The 15,594-nt window shown below is 70.6% G+C and carries 18 protein-coding genes and 2 pseudogenes; 12 read left to right on the top strand and 8 right to left on the bottom strand.

What is annotated here, in order from left to right; translation table 11 throughout:
* Nucleotides 1–15: 15 nt before the first annotated feature.
* Nucleotides 16–771: a DUF2064 domain-containing protein gene (locus NO889_RS06885; protein WP_256411552.1), complete on the top strand. Its 756-nt coding sequence runs from the start codon at nucleotides 16–18 to the stop codon at nucleotides 769–771.
* Between the two features lie 51 nt (nucleotides 772–822).
* On the opposite strand, the gene NO889_RS06880 is transcribed toward NO889_RS06885, so the two are convergent.
* From NO889_RS06880 to NO889_RS06860, 5 genes are all read right to left on the bottom strand, one after another.
* A complete protein-coding gene (locus NO889_RS06880; protein ID WP_256411551.1) occupies nucleotides 823–2,793 on the bottom strand; it encodes a molybdopterin biosynthesis protein in 1,971 nt (656 codons plus the stop codon).
* Nucleotides 2,790–4,073 (bottom strand): molybdopterin molybdotransferase MoeA, encoded by a 1,284-nt coding sequence (locus tag NO889_RS06875; RefSeq protein WP_256411550.1) that lies wholly within the window; start codon nucleotides 4,071–4,073, stop codon nucleotides 2,790–2,792. The genes NO889_RS06880 and NO889_RS06875 overlap by 4 nt, the downstream gene beginning before the upstream one ends.
* Before the next feature lie 94 nt (nucleotides 4,074–4,167).
* Nucleotides 4,168–5,022, bottom strand: coding sequence for a CehA/McbA family metallohydrolase (locus NO889_RS06870; protein ID WP_256411549.1), 855 nt, complete (start codon nucleotides 5,020–5,022; stop codon nucleotides 4,168–4,170).
* A 115-nt stretch (nucleotides 5,023–5,137) separates the two neighbouring features.
* Nucleotides 5,138–6,076 carry a cell division protein CdpA domain-containing protein gene (locus tag NO889_RS06865; RefSeq protein ID WP_256411548.1) on the bottom strand — a complete coding sequence of 313 codons (939 nt, stop codon included), beginning with the start codon at nucleotides 6,074–6,076 and terminating at the stop codon, nucleotides 5,138–5,140.
* Between the two features lie 132 nt (nucleotides 6,077–6,208).
* A complete protein-coding gene (locus NO889_RS06860) occupies nucleotides 6,209–6,439 on the bottom strand; it encodes a hypothetical protein (RefSeq protein WP_256411547.1) in 231 nt (76 codons plus the stop codon).
* 184 nt (nucleotides 6,440–6,623) lie between these two features.
* Between NO889_RS06860 and NO889_RS06855 the strand changes: the two genes are divergently transcribed.
* From NO889_RS06855 to NO889_RS06835, 5 genes are read left to right on the top strand one after another with little or no spacing between them, the layout of a single operon-like run.
* Nucleotides 6,624–6,860 (top strand): TFIIB-type zinc ribbon-containing protein, encoded by a 237-nt coding sequence (locus tag NO889_RS06855; protein WP_256411546.1) that lies wholly within the window; start codon nucleotides 6,624–6,626, stop codon nucleotides 6,858–6,860.
* A gap of 3 nt (nucleotides 6,861–6,863) precedes the next feature.
* Nucleotides 6,864–7,601 carry a Rho termination factor N-terminal domain-containing protein gene (locus tag NO889_RS06850; RefSeq protein WP_256411545.1) on the top strand — a complete coding sequence of 246 codons (738 nt, stop codon included), beginning with the start codon at nucleotides 6,864–6,866 and terminating at the stop codon, nucleotides 7,599–7,601.
* A 3-nt stretch (nucleotides 7,602–7,604) separates the two neighbouring features.
* A complete protein-coding gene (locus tag NO889_RS06845) occupies nucleotides 7,605–7,967 on the top strand; it encodes a hypothetical protein (protein WP_256411544.1) in 363 nt (120 codons plus the stop codon).
* Nucleotides 7,968–7,991: 24 nt separating this feature from the next.
* Nucleotides 7,992–8,447: a nucleoside deaminase gene (locus NO889_RS06840; RefSeq protein ID WP_256411543.1), complete on the top strand. Its 456-nt coding sequence runs from the start codon at nucleotides 7,992–7,994 to the stop codon at nucleotides 8,445–8,447.
* Complete coding sequence (locus tag NO889_RS06835; RefSeq protein WP_256411542.1) at nucleotides 8,444–9,457, top strand: carbohydrate kinase family protein; 1,014 nt, start codon at nucleotides 8,444–8,446, stop codon at nucleotides 9,455–9,457. Before NO889_RS06840 ends, NO889_RS06835 begins: the two co-directional genes overlap by 4 nt.
* 23 nt (nucleotides 9,458–9,480) lie before the next feature.
* Here the strand turns inward: NO889_RS06835 and NO889_RS06830 are convergent, their stop codons facing one another.
* Nucleotides 9,481–10,308: a BtpA/SgcQ family protein gene (locus NO889_RS06830; RefSeq protein WP_256411541.1), complete on the bottom strand. Its 828-nt coding sequence runs from the start codon at nucleotides 10,306–10,308 to the stop codon at nucleotides 9,481–9,483.
* A gap of 113 nt (nucleotides 10,309–10,421) precedes the next feature.
* On the opposite strand from NO889_RS06830, the gene NO889_RS06825 reads away from it, so the two are divergent.
* Complete coding sequence (locus NO889_RS06825) at nucleotides 10,422–10,772, top strand: 4a-hydroxytetrahydrobiopterin dehydratase (protein WP_256411540.1); 351 nt, start codon at nucleotides 10,422–10,424, stop codon at nucleotides 10,770–10,772.
* Nucleotides 10,773–10,839: 67 nt separating this feature from the next.
* Here the strand turns inward: NO889_RS06825 and NO889_RS06820 are convergent.
* Nucleotides 10,840–11,226, bottom strand: a pseudogene (locus tag NO889_RS06820) (RNA-guided endonuclease InsQ/TnpB family protein); the annotation flags it as partial.
* A gap of 125 nt (nucleotides 11,227–11,351) precedes the next feature.
* On the opposite strand from NO889_RS06820, the pseudogene NO889_RS06815 reads away from it, so the two are divergent.
* A pseudogene (locus NO889_RS06815) lies at nucleotides 11,352–12,600 on the top strand (RNA-guided endonuclease InsQ/TnpB family protein); the annotation flags it as partial.
* 11 nt (nucleotides 12,601–12,611) lie between these two features.
* On the opposite strand, the gene NO889_RS06810 reads toward NO889_RS06815, so the two are convergent.
* Entirely contained in the window at nucleotides 12,612–12,764 is a 153-nt protein-coding gene (locus NO889_RS06810) for a DUF2080 family transposase-associated protein (RefSeq protein ID WP_256411539.1), read from the bottom strand.
* A gap of 245 nt (nucleotides 12,765–13,009) precedes the next feature.
* On the opposite strand from NO889_RS06810, the gene NO889_RS06805 reads away from it, so the two are divergent.
* From NO889_RS06805 to NO889_RS06790, 4 genes are all read left to right on the top strand, one after another.
* On the top strand, nucleotides 13,010–13,498 hold the full coding sequence (locus NO889_RS06805; RefSeq protein WP_256411538.1) for a hypothetical protein: 489 nt from the start codon (nucleotides 13,010–13,012) through the stop codon (nucleotides 13,496–13,498).
* A 98-nt stretch (nucleotides 13,499–13,596) separates the two neighbouring features.
* On the top strand, nucleotides 13,597–14,331 hold the full coding sequence (locus NO889_RS06800; RefSeq protein WP_256411537.1) for a hypothetical protein: 735 nt from the start codon (nucleotides 13,597–13,599) through the stop codon (nucleotides 14,329–14,331).
* Between the two features lie 184 nt (nucleotides 14,332–14,515).
* A complete protein-coding gene (locus NO889_RS06795; protein WP_256411536.1) occupies nucleotides 14,516–14,809 on the top strand; it encodes a hypothetical protein in 294 nt (97 codons plus the stop codon).
* Nucleotides 14,802–15,536, top strand: coding sequence for a DUF4382 domain-containing protein (locus NO889_RS06790; RefSeq protein ID WP_379787464.1), 735 nt, complete (start codon nucleotides 14,802–14,804; stop codon nucleotides 15,534–15,536). The genes NO889_RS06795 and NO889_RS06790 overlap by 8 nt, the downstream gene beginning before the upstream one ends.
* The last annotated feature ends 58 nt before the right edge of the window (nucleotides 15,537–15,594 follow it).

Raw genomic sequence — 15,594 nt, 5'->3', positions numbered from 1 at the left:
GCGACTCCCTCCGGTATGACCGTCGTCGTCGTGTTTGCGAACCCGCCCCGCGAGGGGCTCGTCGCGACCGGGCTGGCGGAGTCGACACCGCTCTCGACCGCCGAGGCGGCCGATATGTACGAGGCCGCCCTCCGCGACGCCGTGCTCGCGGTCGACCGCTCCGGCGGCGACCTGCTCGTCAACTACCCGGCCGAGGACGCCCTCCCCGAACCGCACCGCACCGACACGCCGCCCGAGGCCGAGCTCCGCGCGATCGTCGCCGACACGCTCGACGGGACCGGCGACGTCCGGTTCGAGCGGCAGGTCGGCTCGACGTTCGGCGCGCGTGCCGGCAACGCCGTCACGCACCTGCTGCGCGAGGAGAACGCGGACTCGGTCGCGGTCGTGACGCCGACCGCGCCGCTGCTCTCGCGGACGGTCGTCGACTCGGCGGCGATGAAGCTCCGGACGAACGAGGTCGTGATCGGCCCCTCGACCCGCGGGCGGGCGTACTACGCGGGCTTCGCCGAGCCGATCGACTTCGAGGGCGCGTTCGACGCGCCCGCGCTCCCGACGCTCGCCGCCCGCGGGCGCGACGCCGGGCTCGACGTGGAGTTCGTCCAGTCGCTCCCCTCGCTTTCGACCCGCGCGGACCTCCTCGACACGATCCCGCTGCTCCGGGCGCGCTTTGCCGCCGAGCGGATCGTCCCCGACTACACCGCCGCGTTCGTCCACGAGCACGGCCTCGACGTCGTCGTCGAGGACGGCGAGGAGCGGATCGTCCGGGACTGATCGTCCGGAACCGACTCTCGGGAGTCCCGTCCCGCGCCGTCGACGCGGCCGCTACGCCGAGTAACCCGCGAGCCCCGCGATCAGGTCCGCGATCCCGTCGTCGTCGAGCTCCGTCGCGAGCGACGCGACCGCCTCGCGGCCGACGCGGTCGGCCGCCGCGCGGACGGCGACCCGCTGGTCGCCGAGCGGGACGAACCCGCAGCCGAGCCGTTCGGCCGTCTCGCGCAGCCCTAGCCCCGCGTCGGCGTCCCCGTCGAGCACCCGCCGGACCGGGCTCTCGAACGCCCGGAGCGTCAGCCCGTAGCCGTCGATCCGCTCGGTCAGGTCGCCCCTGGCGGCCGAGCGCTCGTCGGCCAGTTCCGCCAGCGCGTCGTCGAGGCTCCGGCGAAGCCCCGTGCCGGTCGGTCGGTTGACGAACCGGAGGTCGCGGTCGAGGAGGTCCGCGAGCCCCTCGACGTCCTCGGGGTTCCCGGCGGGCACGACGAGCCCCCACTCGCGGTTCCACCCGCCGAGGACGACGTCGTCGACGTCGCGGTCGGTCGGTCCCGCGGTCACGGCGACGTCCGGGACGCCGTCGCGGAGCCGCCGGTACCCCTCGCGCGAGCCGACCGGGAGGTATCGCGGGCTCTCGATCCGGTCGAGCAGCCGGTTGACCGCCGGGTCGTCCTCGCCGACCCCGAGCAGGGTCGGCGGGCGGACGTCCGGCGAGAACAGCCGGACCGTGACGGGCTCGCCCGCCTCGAGGTACTCCGTGTCCGGGTCGACGGCGACGACGCCGTCGGCCTCGACGAGGCTCGTCGTCGCGCCGGAGCCCTTGTCGACCGGGTAGACGATGGGGGCCGTCGAGTCGCCCGCAGGGCCGTCCGCGGCCGCGCCGTCAGCCGCCGCGTCGTCGCCCAGGTCGAGCAGGCCGACCGGCATCAGCCGGAGCCGCCCCTCGGCGTAGCGCTCGCGGACGGCCATCCGTCCCTCGACGGTCGCGGTCCGCGGCTCCGGGAGCCCCGCGGCCTCGCGGATCGCCGGCGCGACGAACGTCCGGAAGATCGTCAGCGCGGAGACGGGGTAACCGGGGAGCCCGACGTAGGCGGACTCGCCGCCGTCGGCGCGGTCGAGCCGCCCGATCAGCATCGGCTTGCCCGGCTTGACTGCGACGCCGTGGAGCAACAGGTCGCCGCGCTCCTCGATCACGCGGTAGATCACGTCGACCGCGCTCGCGGAGGTCGACCCCGACGAGAGGACCAGGTCGCACTCGTCGGCCGCCTCGCGGAGCAGCCGCTCCATCTCCGCGTAGTCGTCGCCGGCGTGGGGGTAGAGGACGGGCTCGCCGCCCGCCTCCGTGACCCCGGCCGCGATCGTCGTCGAGTTCACGTCGTAGATCTCGCCGCGCGAGGGGTCGAGGTCGTCGCCGGGGCGGACCAGCTCGTCCCCCGTCGAGACGATCCCCACGGTGGGTCGACCGCGGACCGGGACCTCGTCGACGCCGAGCGCCGAGAGCAGTCCGATCTCGCGGGGGGTGAGCCGGGTTCCGGGGCCGAGCGCGCGGGCCCCCGCGGCGATGTCCGCGCCCGCAGCCATCACGTGGTCGCCGGGCGCGACCGACGTGCGGAACGCGATCCGGTCCGGTTCACCCCCCTCAGTCGGCCGCTCGTCGGTGCGCTCGACCATCACCACCGCGTCCGCGCCGTCCGGCATCACCGCCCCGGTCGACACCTCCGCGCAGGTCCCCGGATCGACGGTCACCTCGGGGGGCTCGCCCGCGTGGACCGCACCGACGAGGTCGAGCGCGACCGGGTCGGCCTCGTCGGCTCCGAACGTGTCGCGGGCGCGGACCGCGTAGCCGTCCATCGACGCGCGGTCGAACCCCGGCACGTCGATCCCGGCGTCGACGCGCTCGGCGAGCACCCGGCCGCGGGCCTCGCTCAGCGGGACGGACTCCGGCTCCGGCGAGAGGTCCAGCGACGCGATGGCGTCGCGGGCGGCGTCGGGCTCGGCCAGGTCGCGGAACTCCTTGCGCTCCGTCATTCCGTCACCTCCCAGAGCTCGACGTCGACGACGTCGCCGGCGTCGAGCCCCTCCCGCGGCTCCGGCACGACGACCCAGCCGTCCGCGAGGGCGACGCTCGAGAGGACGCCGGACCCGCTGGCGCGGGTGGGCGTCGCGACGAAGGGCGGGTCGCCGTCGCCGCTCCCGCCGGCCTCGTCGTCGCCTCCGCCACCTCTCCCGGCGTCACCCTCGCGGGACAGCTTCACGCGAGCGAACGTCCGCGTGCCGGGCTCGCTCGCCACCTTCCGGTCGAGCCGCGCGCGCCGGGTCGGGAACGGATCGGCGGTCGTCCCGCCGACGCGCTTCTGGACCGGCCGGAGGAACTGGACGGCGTTCACGATACAGGCCACGGGGTAGCCCGGCAGCGATATCACGGGCGTCCCCTCCACCCGCCCGAGACACACCGGGTGGCCGGGTTTGAGCGCGACGCCGTGGACGAGCACCTCGCCGAGTTCGTCGACGACCTCCGGGAGGAGGTCGCGCTCGCCGACGGAGGAGCCGCCGGTGGTGACGACCACGTCGGCGTCGAGGTCGCGCTCGATCGCGGCCGCGAGCGCCTCCTCCTCGTCGGTGACGACCTCGCGGTACCGCGGCTCGCCGCCCCAGCGCTCGACCAGTCGCGAGACGGTGAGCCCGTTCGTCTCGATAACCTCCCCTGGGTCGGGATCGGACTGAACCAGCTCCTCGCCGGTCGGGATCACGGCGACCGCGGGACGTTCGTTGACGACGACCTCCTCGAGGCCGACCGACTTACACAGCCCCAGATCGGACGGGCGGAGGGTCTCGCCCGCCTCGTAGAGCCGCTGGCCCTCCGCCACGTCCTCGCCCGCCGCGCCGACGTTCTCGCCGGCCGCGACCGCGTCGAACGTCTCGACCTCGTCGCCGACGGCCTCGACGTGCTCGATCATCACGACCGCGTCCGCGCCCTCGGGGAGCGCGCTCCCCGTGTGGACGCGGGCCGCCTCGCCGGGGGCGACCGACCCGTCCTCGCGGTCCCGATCCCGCAGGACCGCGGGCGATCGGTCCGACGCGCCGAAGGTGTCCTCCGCGCGGACCGCGTACCCGTCCATCGCCGCCCGGTCGTAGCCGGGAACCGGCGCGGGCGCGTCGATCGGCTCGGCGAGGACGCGACCGTCGGCGTCGGCGAGGGCGACCGTCTCGGTCCGGCCGCGGGGCTCGACGGCGTCGAGCAGCGTCGCGCGCGCCTCCGCGACGCGGGTCCGCTGCTTGAACCCGGCCTCGTGTCTGTCGTGGCTCATGGCCGTCCGTTTCGCCTCCGCGGGCAAAAACCCCGCCTCCCCGGCGGCGTCGCCGGCTCCGCACTGCGCCGGCCGCCCTCCCGGAGCGCCGGACCTACCGGAACCACGAGAGCGCCCGCCCGAACCGGTGGACCCCCTGTGAGAGGCCGACTCGCGTCATCGAGACGGCCTCGCTCGCGGCGCGAACCGCGGCGGTGGTCCCCCGGTCCGCGCCCGTCCGGGCGTAGTAGCCGGACTTCCGTCCGGCGGCGATCAGGTAGTGCCTCGCCGCCATCGGAACCGGCGCGCGCTTCCCGCTCGCGCTCGTCGTCCCCTCGCGGATCGCCGCCAGGACGTCCTCGGCGGTCACCTCGTCGACCGACGAGCGTCCTCTGATCGTCAGCTCCGTGAACGCGCGACCGACGTAGTTCAGGTGGTGGGCGTCGCTGGCGGCGACGCCGGGGTAGCCGTGGAGCGCCGCGAACCGTCTTGCGCGTCGGTTGCGGTAGCCGGTGAACAGCCACGCGTTGAACACCTCGATGGCGTCGACCTCGTCGACGGCGTCGACCGCGGCGGGGTCGTCGGACGCCGGGAGGGGAACGTCGCGTCTGCGGACGCCGTGACGCGACCGCTGGAAGGGATGGGGGACGATCGCGACCCCGCCGCGGTCGTGGATCCACGACACGGTCGCCGCGTACGACTCCCCGCGCGGCGGCATCCGATCGACGCCGACCGCGAGCAGGTGGCCGTCCGCGGTCGACACCTCGACGCCGGGGATCCCGACCAGCCCGTACTCGGGGGCGAGTTCGGCCGCCCGCTTCGACTCCCCCATCGTGTCGTGGTCGGTGATCACGACCGCGTCGAGCCCGATGTCCGCGGCGTGTTCGAGGAGTAGATCGACCGGCTCGTGGCCGTCGTAGCTGTCCTCGGAGTGGACGTGCGGGTCGATCCTCACGGTGACGCTGGACACGCCCCCGAATAGACGGTCGACGGCATATAAGGATCCGATGAGCGGACGGCCACGGACTCGTCGTGGGACGGTCCGTCGAGGCACGACTCGTCGCGGAGCGGATCCACCCCGCCGGCTACTCGAACAGCCCGCGAATGCGGTCGACGACGGACGACTCGTCGGCCTCGGCCTGCTCCTCCGCGCGCTGCTGCTCGCGGAGCTCGCGGAGCGCGGCGGCCTGGTCGTCGGTGCCCTCGCCGCTCGCGGTCTTCGTCTCGCCGCCCTGGAGCCCCTTGAGCTGGGAGACCGCGTCGTCGACGGTACCGGAGGTGGTCCGCGTCTCCGTCGCCGACCCGGAGAGCGCCCCGCTGTCGACGTCGGCCTCGTCGACGGCACTGGTGTTCAACTCCAACCGGCGGCCAGTCGGGCGCTCCACGCCGCCCCAGGTGAGTTCGGCGTCGTCGAGCTCGCGCTCGATGTCGGCGCGGACCTGCTCGTCGGAGACGGTTTCGGTTCCCGCGCTCTCGCCGCCCGCGTCGGCGTCACCGGCCGCGCCGCCCGCACCGCTCGCGGCTCCGGCTCCGCTCGCCGCCGCGCCCGACGCCCGCTCGACGCGGTGGGCGACGAGCGCCGCCCCGGTCGCGCCGATGACGGCGACGAGCCCGACGCTGTACAGCGCAACGACCTGCGCGCTGTAGTCCGGCGGTTCGGCGACGTTCCAGTCGTGCGGGTACACGCGGACGAACCACGCGACCGCGACGAGACACACCGCGGTCCCGGCGCTCCCGAGGTACAGCATGCGGCGGTCGACCGGGAGGAGGACGACGACGCCGAGGAGCAGCCCCGGGAGCCCGAGCGCGGCGGCGACCGCGGCCACCTGCCGGACCGAGTACGTCGAGAGGGTGTTCGGCGGCAGCGTCGCGCTGTAGAGGAACACGACGACGCCGACGATGCCCAGGCCGAGCCCCACGAAGAAGAGCCCGAACCCGGCGTACACGTCCACCGCGCGGTCGGGGTCGCCGACGTAGCGGCGGTAGTAGTCGAAAAGCGGGTTCGACTCGATCGAGTCGCTCATGTCTCGACGTTTCCGCCGAGTCTAATGATTGTTGCCCCCGACCGGTCGGGCCGGTTCCCCTCGCGTCCCGCAGGTGACTCCCCGCGTGCCACGAGCCTCGTGAGCCGCGCTCCCGCGACCGCAGCTCGCACCTCAGCTCGCCGGTTCCATCTCCTCCCAGTCGGCGGCGTCGCCGCGCAGCAGCGACCCGACGATCCAGACCACCTCGTCGACGCCGCGGTCCGCCTCGAGCTCTCCCCGATCGACGCTCTCCACGAATCGATCCAGGTCCTCGAGGTCGATACGTCCGGTCGCCACCGCGTCCGTGATCGTGTCCGTGTCGCTTTCCAGCACGCCGAGCAGGTCGACCCCGTTCGTTCCCATTACAAAGACTACTATAGAACGAGTTAATATATTAGTACCGGTTCATCCGGTCGATGCGTTCGCGAGGAACACTCTCGAGCCAACGTTCGTGAGGAACGCCCCGTCCGGGGCCTCTCGTGATCCTCGGGGTCCTCGCGACCCCCGTATTTTTCACGACCGGCGTCCACCGTCCATCCGAGAGACCGTGTCGAGCGAGTGCCCGCGCTGTGGATCCGCGCTGACGACGTTCACGCTCGACGGGGCCGAGGCCGTGGGCTGTGACGCCTGCGGCTACGCCGGCGTCGAGGTCGACCACTCCGGCGAGCCCCGTCTCGTCGAGAGCTGGGAGGAGGCGCTCGAACGCTTCGGTAGAAAGGTCGAAGAGGGCGAGGAGACGGACGGCGAGGAGACGGACGGCGAGGAGACGGACGGCGAGGAGTGAGACATGCCACCGCTCGAGATCACCGACGACCACCGAGAACGCATCGAGACCCTTCGCGAGGAGCTGGCCGACCGACACGCCGGCCCGTACGCGACGGTCGGCACCGAGGAGGTCCTCGCGTACCTGCTCGACCTCGCGGAGGCCGTCGACGACCCGGACCGATCGGCCGATCCCGACCGACTGGCCGGCCGGTCGGCCGGCTCGAACGCGGACGACGACGGCGACGCGGATCGGCCCCCGTTCGACCGCGAGGCGGCGCGCGAGGCGCTCGAAGCGCGCAACCGGAGACACGGCGACCCCGAGGACGCGGACCGGTCGGACCTGTACTCGATCGCCGCCGCGTTCGACGTCGCCGGCCGCAGCGACATGACGAAAGCGGAGCTCGTCGAGGCGATCCTCGACGCGGCCGCCGAGCTGGCGGCCGACCCCTTCGCCCGCGTCGACGTGGAGGTCCCCGACGCCGCGGACGAGAACGACGCCGCGGACGGAACCGACGACGGCGGGACGGCGTCCCCGGACGCCGAAAGCGACGACGACACCGAAAGCGACGACGACACGACCGATGTCGACGACGGCGGAGCCGGACAACTGAACGCGATGATGAGCCTGCTCGACACCCACGACGACAAGTGGCGGGAGGGCGACGGCGACGTGCGATACGAGGTGGACCTGCCCGACGGGAGCGTCGAGACGGCCCGCACCAAGGACGACGTGCGGGCGCTGCTGTTCCGGAACTACTGACCGATGAGACCCATCAAGACACTTCGCGAGTGGATAGGCGGCCTCCTCGGCGGTTCGGAGGAGGCGGACGCTGACGAGGAAGCTGACGAGGAGACGGCAGAGTCGGAGCCGGAGGAACCCGACGACGACCGGCTCGACCCCGCTGCCGTGACCGAGACCAGGTCGGCCGCGACCGACGACGCGGTCGACAAGCTCCGGTCGGTCCGGGAGGGAGCGTCCGCGACGGAAACGGGGTCGGACGACGGATCGGTGGGAGGAGACGGCTCGACGAGGGAGGACGACTCGACGAGGGCGGACGACGCGTCGACCGGGGCGGTCGACGGGAACGACCCGACCGATCCCGCCGCCGACGACGGGAAACGTTAGGTTCCGAGGGCCGAAGGCAGTGACATGACCACGGATCGGGAACACGTCCTGCGGACGATCGAGCTCGCCGAGGAGGCGGTCGCGGACGGGAACACCCCGTTCGGCGCGCTGTTGGTCGTCGACGGCGAGGTGCGACGGGAGGCGAGGAACACGACGCTCACCGACGACGACGTCGGCGCCCACCCGGAGCTGAAGCTGGCGCGGTGGGCCGGCCGCGAGCTCTCGGCGGCGGAGCTGGCCGCCTGTACGATGTACGCGAGCACCGAGCCGTGTCCGATGTGTACCGCCGCGATCCACTACGCCGGGATCGGCCGCGTCGTCTTCGGGGTCGCGGGCGAGACGCTCCACGAGCTCACCGGCGGGGCGATCCCGATCCCCGCCGACGAGGTGATCCGGCGAGCGGACGGCGACACCGTCGTCGAGGGACCGATCGCGACTGAAGCCGCGATGGCAGTTCACGAGTCCTTCTTCGGAGCGTGACGGGCTCTACCGGGGGCGAACGCGACCCGCCCCGCGTCACCGCCGTCGGCGCGGCCGCGGTCGACGAGTGGTACGCCGTCTCGAACCTCCCGGAGCCGGACGGCGGCGCGTACGCCAGCGAGGTCGAGACCGCGCCGGGCGGCGTCGGCGCGAACGTCGCGGTCGGCCTCGACCGGCTCGGCCGCGACGTCGGGCTCGTCAGCCGCGTCGGCGACGACGAGTACGGCCGTCTGGCACGCTCCTGGCTGGCCGAGACGGGCGTCGACGTGTCTCGGGTCGCGGTCGGCGACGACCCGACGACGCGCTCCGTGATCCTCAGCGCGCCGGACGGCGAGCGCGCCATCGTCACCGCCGGCGAGAGCTTCCGCGAGCTCCGGCTCGACCCGCCGACCCTCGAGTCGGTCGTCGCGAGCGAGGTCGTCTTCCTCACGGCGTACGCGCCCGACCGGGTCGCGCGGGCGGTCCTCGACCGGGTTCTCGACCTCCCCGAGACCGACCGGCCCGCGCTCGTCTTCGACCTCTCGGGGCCGGTCGAGGAGCTCGCCGGCCGCGGGACCGAGCCGGAGACGGTCCACGGCTACCTCCACGGCGCGGACCTCTTCGTCGCCGGCGGCGTCGCCGCGCCGGCCTACTTCGGCGGGCGCGAGGCCGCCGTCGACCGGCTCGCGGCGGTCCGCAGCCCGGACGTCGGCCCCGCGGTGCTCACCCACGGCGCGGACGGGATGACCGTGATCGCCGGGGGCGAGACGACACCGGTCGACGCCTTCGAGGTCGACGTCGTCGACACGACCGGGGCGGGCGACGCGTTCCTCGCCGGGCTGATCGACCGGTGGCTTCTGGCGGAGGAGGAGCCGTCGGACCGGCGGGACCGGGACGCCCTGGTCGCCGCCGTCCGGTTCGCGGCCGCGGTCGCCGCGATCAACTGTACGGAGCGGTTCACGCAGACCGGACTTCCGACGCGCGAGGGGGTCGAGTCGTTCCTCGCGGCGCACGGCGCGGACCCTCAGTAACCGAAACGGGGAAGAGCCCGTACTCACCGCGCCTCGTCCGCCCGCGCCACGAGTTCCGCGACCCGGTCGACGTCCACCGGCGCGGTCGTCTCGCCGTTCTCCTTCAGCGCGGTCCCGACGATGACGCCGTCGGCGACGCCGAGGAGGTCGCCGACCGTGTCGGGTCGAACGCCGCTGCCGACGAACACCGGCGTGTCGAGGCCGTGACGCTCGCGCTCGGCGACGACCGCCTCGAGCGCGTCGTCGTCGACCGCGTGGCCGGTTCCGGATCCGGAGGCGATCACGGCGTCCGCGAGGCCGCGCTCGGCGGTGTCGGCGAACGACTCCGCGGAGTACCCCGCGGGCGCGAGCGGCGCGGAGTGTTTCACGTCGGTGTCGGCGAGGATCCCGACGTCGACGCCGAGCCGCTCGCGGAGCCGGACCGTCTCGTGGGCGCGCCCCTCGACGATCCCCTGGTCCGTGACCCGCGCGCCGGTGTGGACGTTCACGCGGACGAACGCCGCCCCGACCGCGGCGGCGACGGAGACGGCCGCCTCGGCGTCGTTGCGGAGGACGTTGATCCCGATCGGGAGGTCGACCGCCCCGGCGACGGCCGTCGCGGCGCGCGTCGTCGCCGCGACGGTGTGTTTCGGCACGTCGTCGGGGTAGAAGGGGGCGTCGCCGAAGTTCTCGATCATCAGGCCGTCGACGCCGCCGGCCTCGAGGGTCCGCGCGTCGTCGACGGCGCGCTCGACGGCCGCGTCCATCGCGACCGCGCCGTCGTCGGGCGCGCCGGGCGCGCCGGGGAGGGCGGGCAGGTGTATCATGCCGATCACCGGCGCGTCCGTGCCGAACGTGGAGCCGAGATTCATGGCTCCTCCGAGGACCGGGGGCGGTTTAACCGCCTCGTTGCGGGCGAGCCCGCCGGCGGCGTGCGCGACCCGCGCACGGAAGGTACAAACCCTTCCGAGACCAACGGGAGCACATGACATCCTCGCTCGCCGACGAGCCCGTTGAGCCGTCCGCGGAGGACGACGAGCCGCTGACGCCGGAAGAGTACGCCGACCACCTCGCCGAACTCGGCGACGCCTGGGAGGTGATCGAGGAGCACCACCTGGAAGCGACGTACGCCTTTCCGGACTTCCAAAGCGCGCTCGCGTTCACGAACGACGTGGGCGAGCTCGCCGAGGCGGAGTGGCACCACCCCGACATCCACCTCTCGTGGGGGGAGGTCGGAATCGAGATGTGGAGCCACGACATCGACGGCCTCCACCGGTCCGACTTCGTGATGGCCGCGCGGATGGACCGGATCTACGACGAGTACGACGAGGAGTGAGCGGGACCGGTCGACGTCGACGGGTCGGATCCCGGTCGGCCAACGAACGCTTGTGAACTACCCCGACCTACTCACTCGCCGCTGACGCGGTTCGTTCCTTGAGGTCGGGGGTTCCTGTTTCTACGACACGCTTTGCAGGGACCGAATTGGTCCCCGTAGGGAGCGCAGTCTCCGCAGGCGTTGTTTCGGAGCGTCCCGCTCCTAACTGCTTGATTCCGCGAGAAAGAATATTCCATGCCGCGTTCCAGTCCCTATCGGCGGTGAAGCCACACGAGGGGCACGAGTGTTCCCGCACCCACAACGGCTTGTCTGTCTTGACACCGCAGGCAGCGCATTCTTTGGTTGTCCCTGATGGTTCTACCGATACGAAGTACGTGCCTTCACGTTCGCACTTGTACTCCAGCATTCGCAGGAAAGTCCCCCACGCCGCCCCCGCACGGTTGCGTGAGTTACCAGAAGTGAGGCGAGAATGCCCCTTCCTCGAGGAGCGACCAACGGGAGCGAGTAGGGAGGGGATGAATCGCCGCACACCACTACAAACCATTAATACAACATATCGATAATCAATAGGTAGCGACGGAGTACAGTCACCGCTACCATGCCTACCCGACACAAGAGGTAGCGGCTGAACTAGACTACCATATCGACATTCATCGCCAAGCGTACAACGACACCCTGCACGAGTACGAGAACGTTGACGCCGACGACATCGGCTCTGCGTACAAGCACCACTCCCGACTCCCCGACTGGAAAGACGAGTTCCCCGTTTTCCCGGAAGTCAACTCGAAGGCTCTGCAACGAACCGTCACTCGGTTCTACCAGAATCTCACTGGACTCTCCAAGCAGAAGCAAAACGGACGCAAGGTCGGGGAGCTCAACTGGAAGTCTCCGAGAGAGTTCCAGAGTATAACGTATTCGCAGTCCGGCTTCAAACTCAAAAACACGAGTGGCCGACGCGCGACGCTCTGGCTCTCCAAAATCGGAGAGATCAAACTCCGCTACCACCGCGAGATCCCCGACGAAGCAGCTATCAAAGAGGTCACAGTGAAAAAAGAGACGACCGGTGACTGGTTCATCTCTTTCGGGCTGGAAACCGACGAGGCTGACCTGCCCGAGAAACCCGACGTGGACTCGCTCAACACGGACAATAGCGTCGGGCGTTGACCTCGGCATCCTCAACTACATCCACACTTCGGACGGTACGACTGTGGACTGGATCGACCTCGAAGACGAATACGAGCGTCTGTACCGTGAACAACGCAAACTTTCACGGAAAGAACACGGGTCAAACAACTACGAAAACCAGCGCCAAGCGGTTGGGAAGGTCAAACGCCACATCCGTCAGAAGGTGCTGGACTACCAGCACAAGCTCACGATATGGCTCGTCACAGAGTACGATGCGGTGTTCGTGGAAGACCTGAACGTCGCTGAGATGCTTCAAGACGATGGGAACGCGCGGAACAAGCAGGCTGCGGCGTGGCGACAGTTCATCACTCTTCTGGAATACAAAGGTGAGCTGTACGGGACACACGTCGTGCAAGTCGAAGCAGCGGGAACGACGAAAGAGTGTGCGACGTGTGGTGTGGAGACAGCGAAACCCATCTGGGTCAGAGAGCACTCGTGTCCGAGTTGTGGGTTCGAGTGTAACCGTGACGCGAACGCGGCGATGAACGTCTTGCAGAGAGGCTTTGCTGAACTAGGGCTGGGATGGCCCGAATCAACGTCTGTGGAGACTGCGTTCCCTACGGACACCCATTCGGTGTCTGCAAAGCGCGTCGTGGAAACAGGAAGCCCCACCCTCAACGAAGCCACACCTGTGGCTGAGTAGGGTGGGGTAGTTCACTCCTCGGGTTCGGCAGGCTCAGAGGTGCGGACTACTTTCACGTCTGCCCCGATCCACCGCTTCGGGATGGTAATATGAGCACCACCGCTTCCGAAGGGCTTCACTTCCCGGTCGAGAGCTTCTTGACCTTCAACTGTGAATGATGCCATGCTGATCTATATGCGAGATATATAGGGAAGCGTTCCGGCGCGTTGGCCTGCGGGTCGGCTGTATCGGAGGAATGAGCAGGTGATGACGGCGTTGACGAATCGCTTTGCGATTCGTTCGCACACCAGAAATCTTCGATTTCTGGGGACGCTGTATCCCCTCCCTACTCGCTCCCTTCGGTCGTTTCTTGAGGAAGTGGACTTAGCGCCTACAAACTGTTAAATCCCTCCCGGCGAAACGGGGGGCAATGAGCGCCAACGTCTTTCTCGTCCCCGTCGACCCGGAGAACTTCGATCGAACGGTCCGGTCCGCGGTCGATCTCTCCGAGTACCCCGACCGGCCGGAGCCGCTCGCGAGCGTCGAGGAGGCGCGGCTGTGGGCCGTCGACGACGAGAGCGGGAACGGCTCGACGTTCGACCGCATGGAGTCCGGCGACCTCGTCCTGTTCTATCACGACGGCGAGTACGTCGCCACCGGGCGGATCGGCCGGACGTTCGCCGACGAGGACCGGTGGGTCAGCGGCACGTTCTGGACCGCGTTCCCGACCACACGGGTGTACACCGTCGAGTCGTTCACCCCGATCTCGGTTCCCAAACGCGGCGTCAACCGGATCTTCGACTACTCCGCCTCGTACACGCCGGGGTTCATGCGCGTCGCCGACGGCCGCGTCACCCGCGACCTGTCCACGATCGAGACGGCGCTCGACGCCTACACCAAGCGGAACGCCGAGGCGTAGGCCGGACCGGGCCGTCGACTGCCCGGACCGACCCGCGAACCGCCCGACCGGCGCGTGTCGTCAATAGAACTATACGACATCGGGCGGTAGCCCGGCGCATGTCACTCGCGGAGACGCCGGTGGTGTTCGCGTTGCTCTGTGTCAACACGCTCGTCGGGGGCGTGCTGGTGGCCGCCGCCTACGACCTCACGGACCGCGTCCTCGGCTGGACCGGGTGGATCGCCGGGGCGGCCGGCGGCGGGGTGGTCGGCTGGATCGTCGTCCCGAGGGTCGCCTCCGGGACCGTCTCGACCGGCGGTCGGATCGGGTTCGCCGCGTCGCTCGTGCTGATCGGCGCGTTCCTCGGTCGCGGGCTGGTTCCGCTCGTCGCCCGGTTCGCCGTGGCGATCTCGGCGTTCCTCTTCTCGACGCTCGCGACGCTCGTGTTGACGGTCGGCGAGTCGGTCCTCGGTCGGGTGTACGACCCGGCCGGGTCCGAAGCGCCGGTCGTCGAGGCGATCGACCCGGCGGCGCTCGCCGGATCCGGCCTGTTCGCGCGACCCGAGTTCCAGCGGTTCCTCCTCGCCTCGCTTTTCGTCGGCATCGTCGCCGGGATCCTGGCGATGCGGTACGCCGACCCGATCATGTCGCTGGCGCTGACCGGACTCGGTGCCGGCGTCCTCGCGACGGCGTACCCGGTGTGGCGGGCCGTCCTCGCCGGCGAGGCGCTCGCGATCACCCAGCAGGCCGCCCCGTCGACGCCGGCGTTTCTCGCGTTCCTGATCGGCGGGGCCGCGATCCAGTACCTCCGTCACGGGGGCGACGGGGACTCGGCGTTCCCGGCCGCGGGGTAGGGAACGCCCGCCACGCGTCGCCCGCTCCTCTCGCTCTCGGCGTAACCGACCCCACCGAACGACGGGTCGTTCGATATCGACCGCCGCACGGATGCTCGAACCGGATTAATCCGAGTTAATCCGGACCGAACCGGGCGAAGCGAGTGGGTCATTGAAGTCGATAGCCGCTCGTGTGCGAGTCGCAATGAACGCCATTCGAACCGCGCTCCTCGGAGCGCTCGCCGCGGTCGTACTGATCGGAACCGGCGTTGCGGCCGGCGGGGTCGCCGCCGACGTCGGCCCTGACGGGAACGTCGGCGACGACGCCGGGCTGCCGAGCGATCTGCCGGACCCGGTTCCGGAGTTCGTCGGCGAGCTCCTGAACGAGATCGACGGCTTCCTCTCCGGCGAGATCGGGAACCTCGGCGACGCGGTGAGCGATCTCGCCGGCAACGATATCGGCGGAAACGACCGCGCCGGCGGTGCCGGGGGTGTCTGACGTGAGCGGGACGCGAGATCGGTTCGACGCGTTCGGCCGCCGCGACTACCTCCGGGCGACCGGTGCCGCCGCGCTCGGGACCGCGGGGATCGCCGGCTGCGTCGGCCGCGCGACCGGCACGCTCGCGACTTCGGTCACCGACCAACCGGCCGACATCGACGACTTCGAGTCGCTCGTCGTCACGATCGACGGGATCTGGCTGGGGCCCGAGGGCGGTGACGGAGACGGCGATGGGGCGGAAGACGGAGACGAGGACGGCGGAGGGGACGACGCGGGCGGCAACGAGACCGATCCCGACGGCGGCGGGAACGATGCCGACGAGGGATCGGACGATGACGAAGCCGCCGACGAGACCGACGACGAAGAGGACGACCCGCAGGGACGCGAGTACCACGAGTTCGACGAACCCCAGGAGGCCGACCTCGTCCAGCTACGGGGCGAGGAAACCCAGCTGATCGACGAGCGCGATCTGGCCACCGGGACGTACCTGTACCTCCAGCTCGACGTCTCCGGAACCGACGCGAGGCTCGTGGACGGCAGCGACGCGACCGTCGAACTGCCCGGAAGCGCGCCGATCACGTTCGATCGGGAGTTCGAGATCAGAGAGGACACCGTCACGAGCTTCACCGCCGATTTCGCGCCGGTCGAGCGCGGAAACGGGACGTACCTCCTCCGGCCGGTGCCGCGCGGCATCGAGGTCAGTTACGGGGGAGAGGAAAGCGAGTAGCGCGGACTCGAACGTGACCGGTCCGACACGAGCCGCGATCCGGCAAAACGGTTCCGAA

The organism is Halorubrum rubrum, from assembly GCF_024494685.1.
GTDB classification, from domain to species: domain Archaea; phylum Halobacteriota; class Halobacteria; order Halobacteriales; family Haloferacaceae; genus Halorubrum; species Halorubrum rubrum.
Note: the sequence above shows the minus strand (reverse complement) of the source record. Positions and strands in the feature narration are given on the sequence as shown.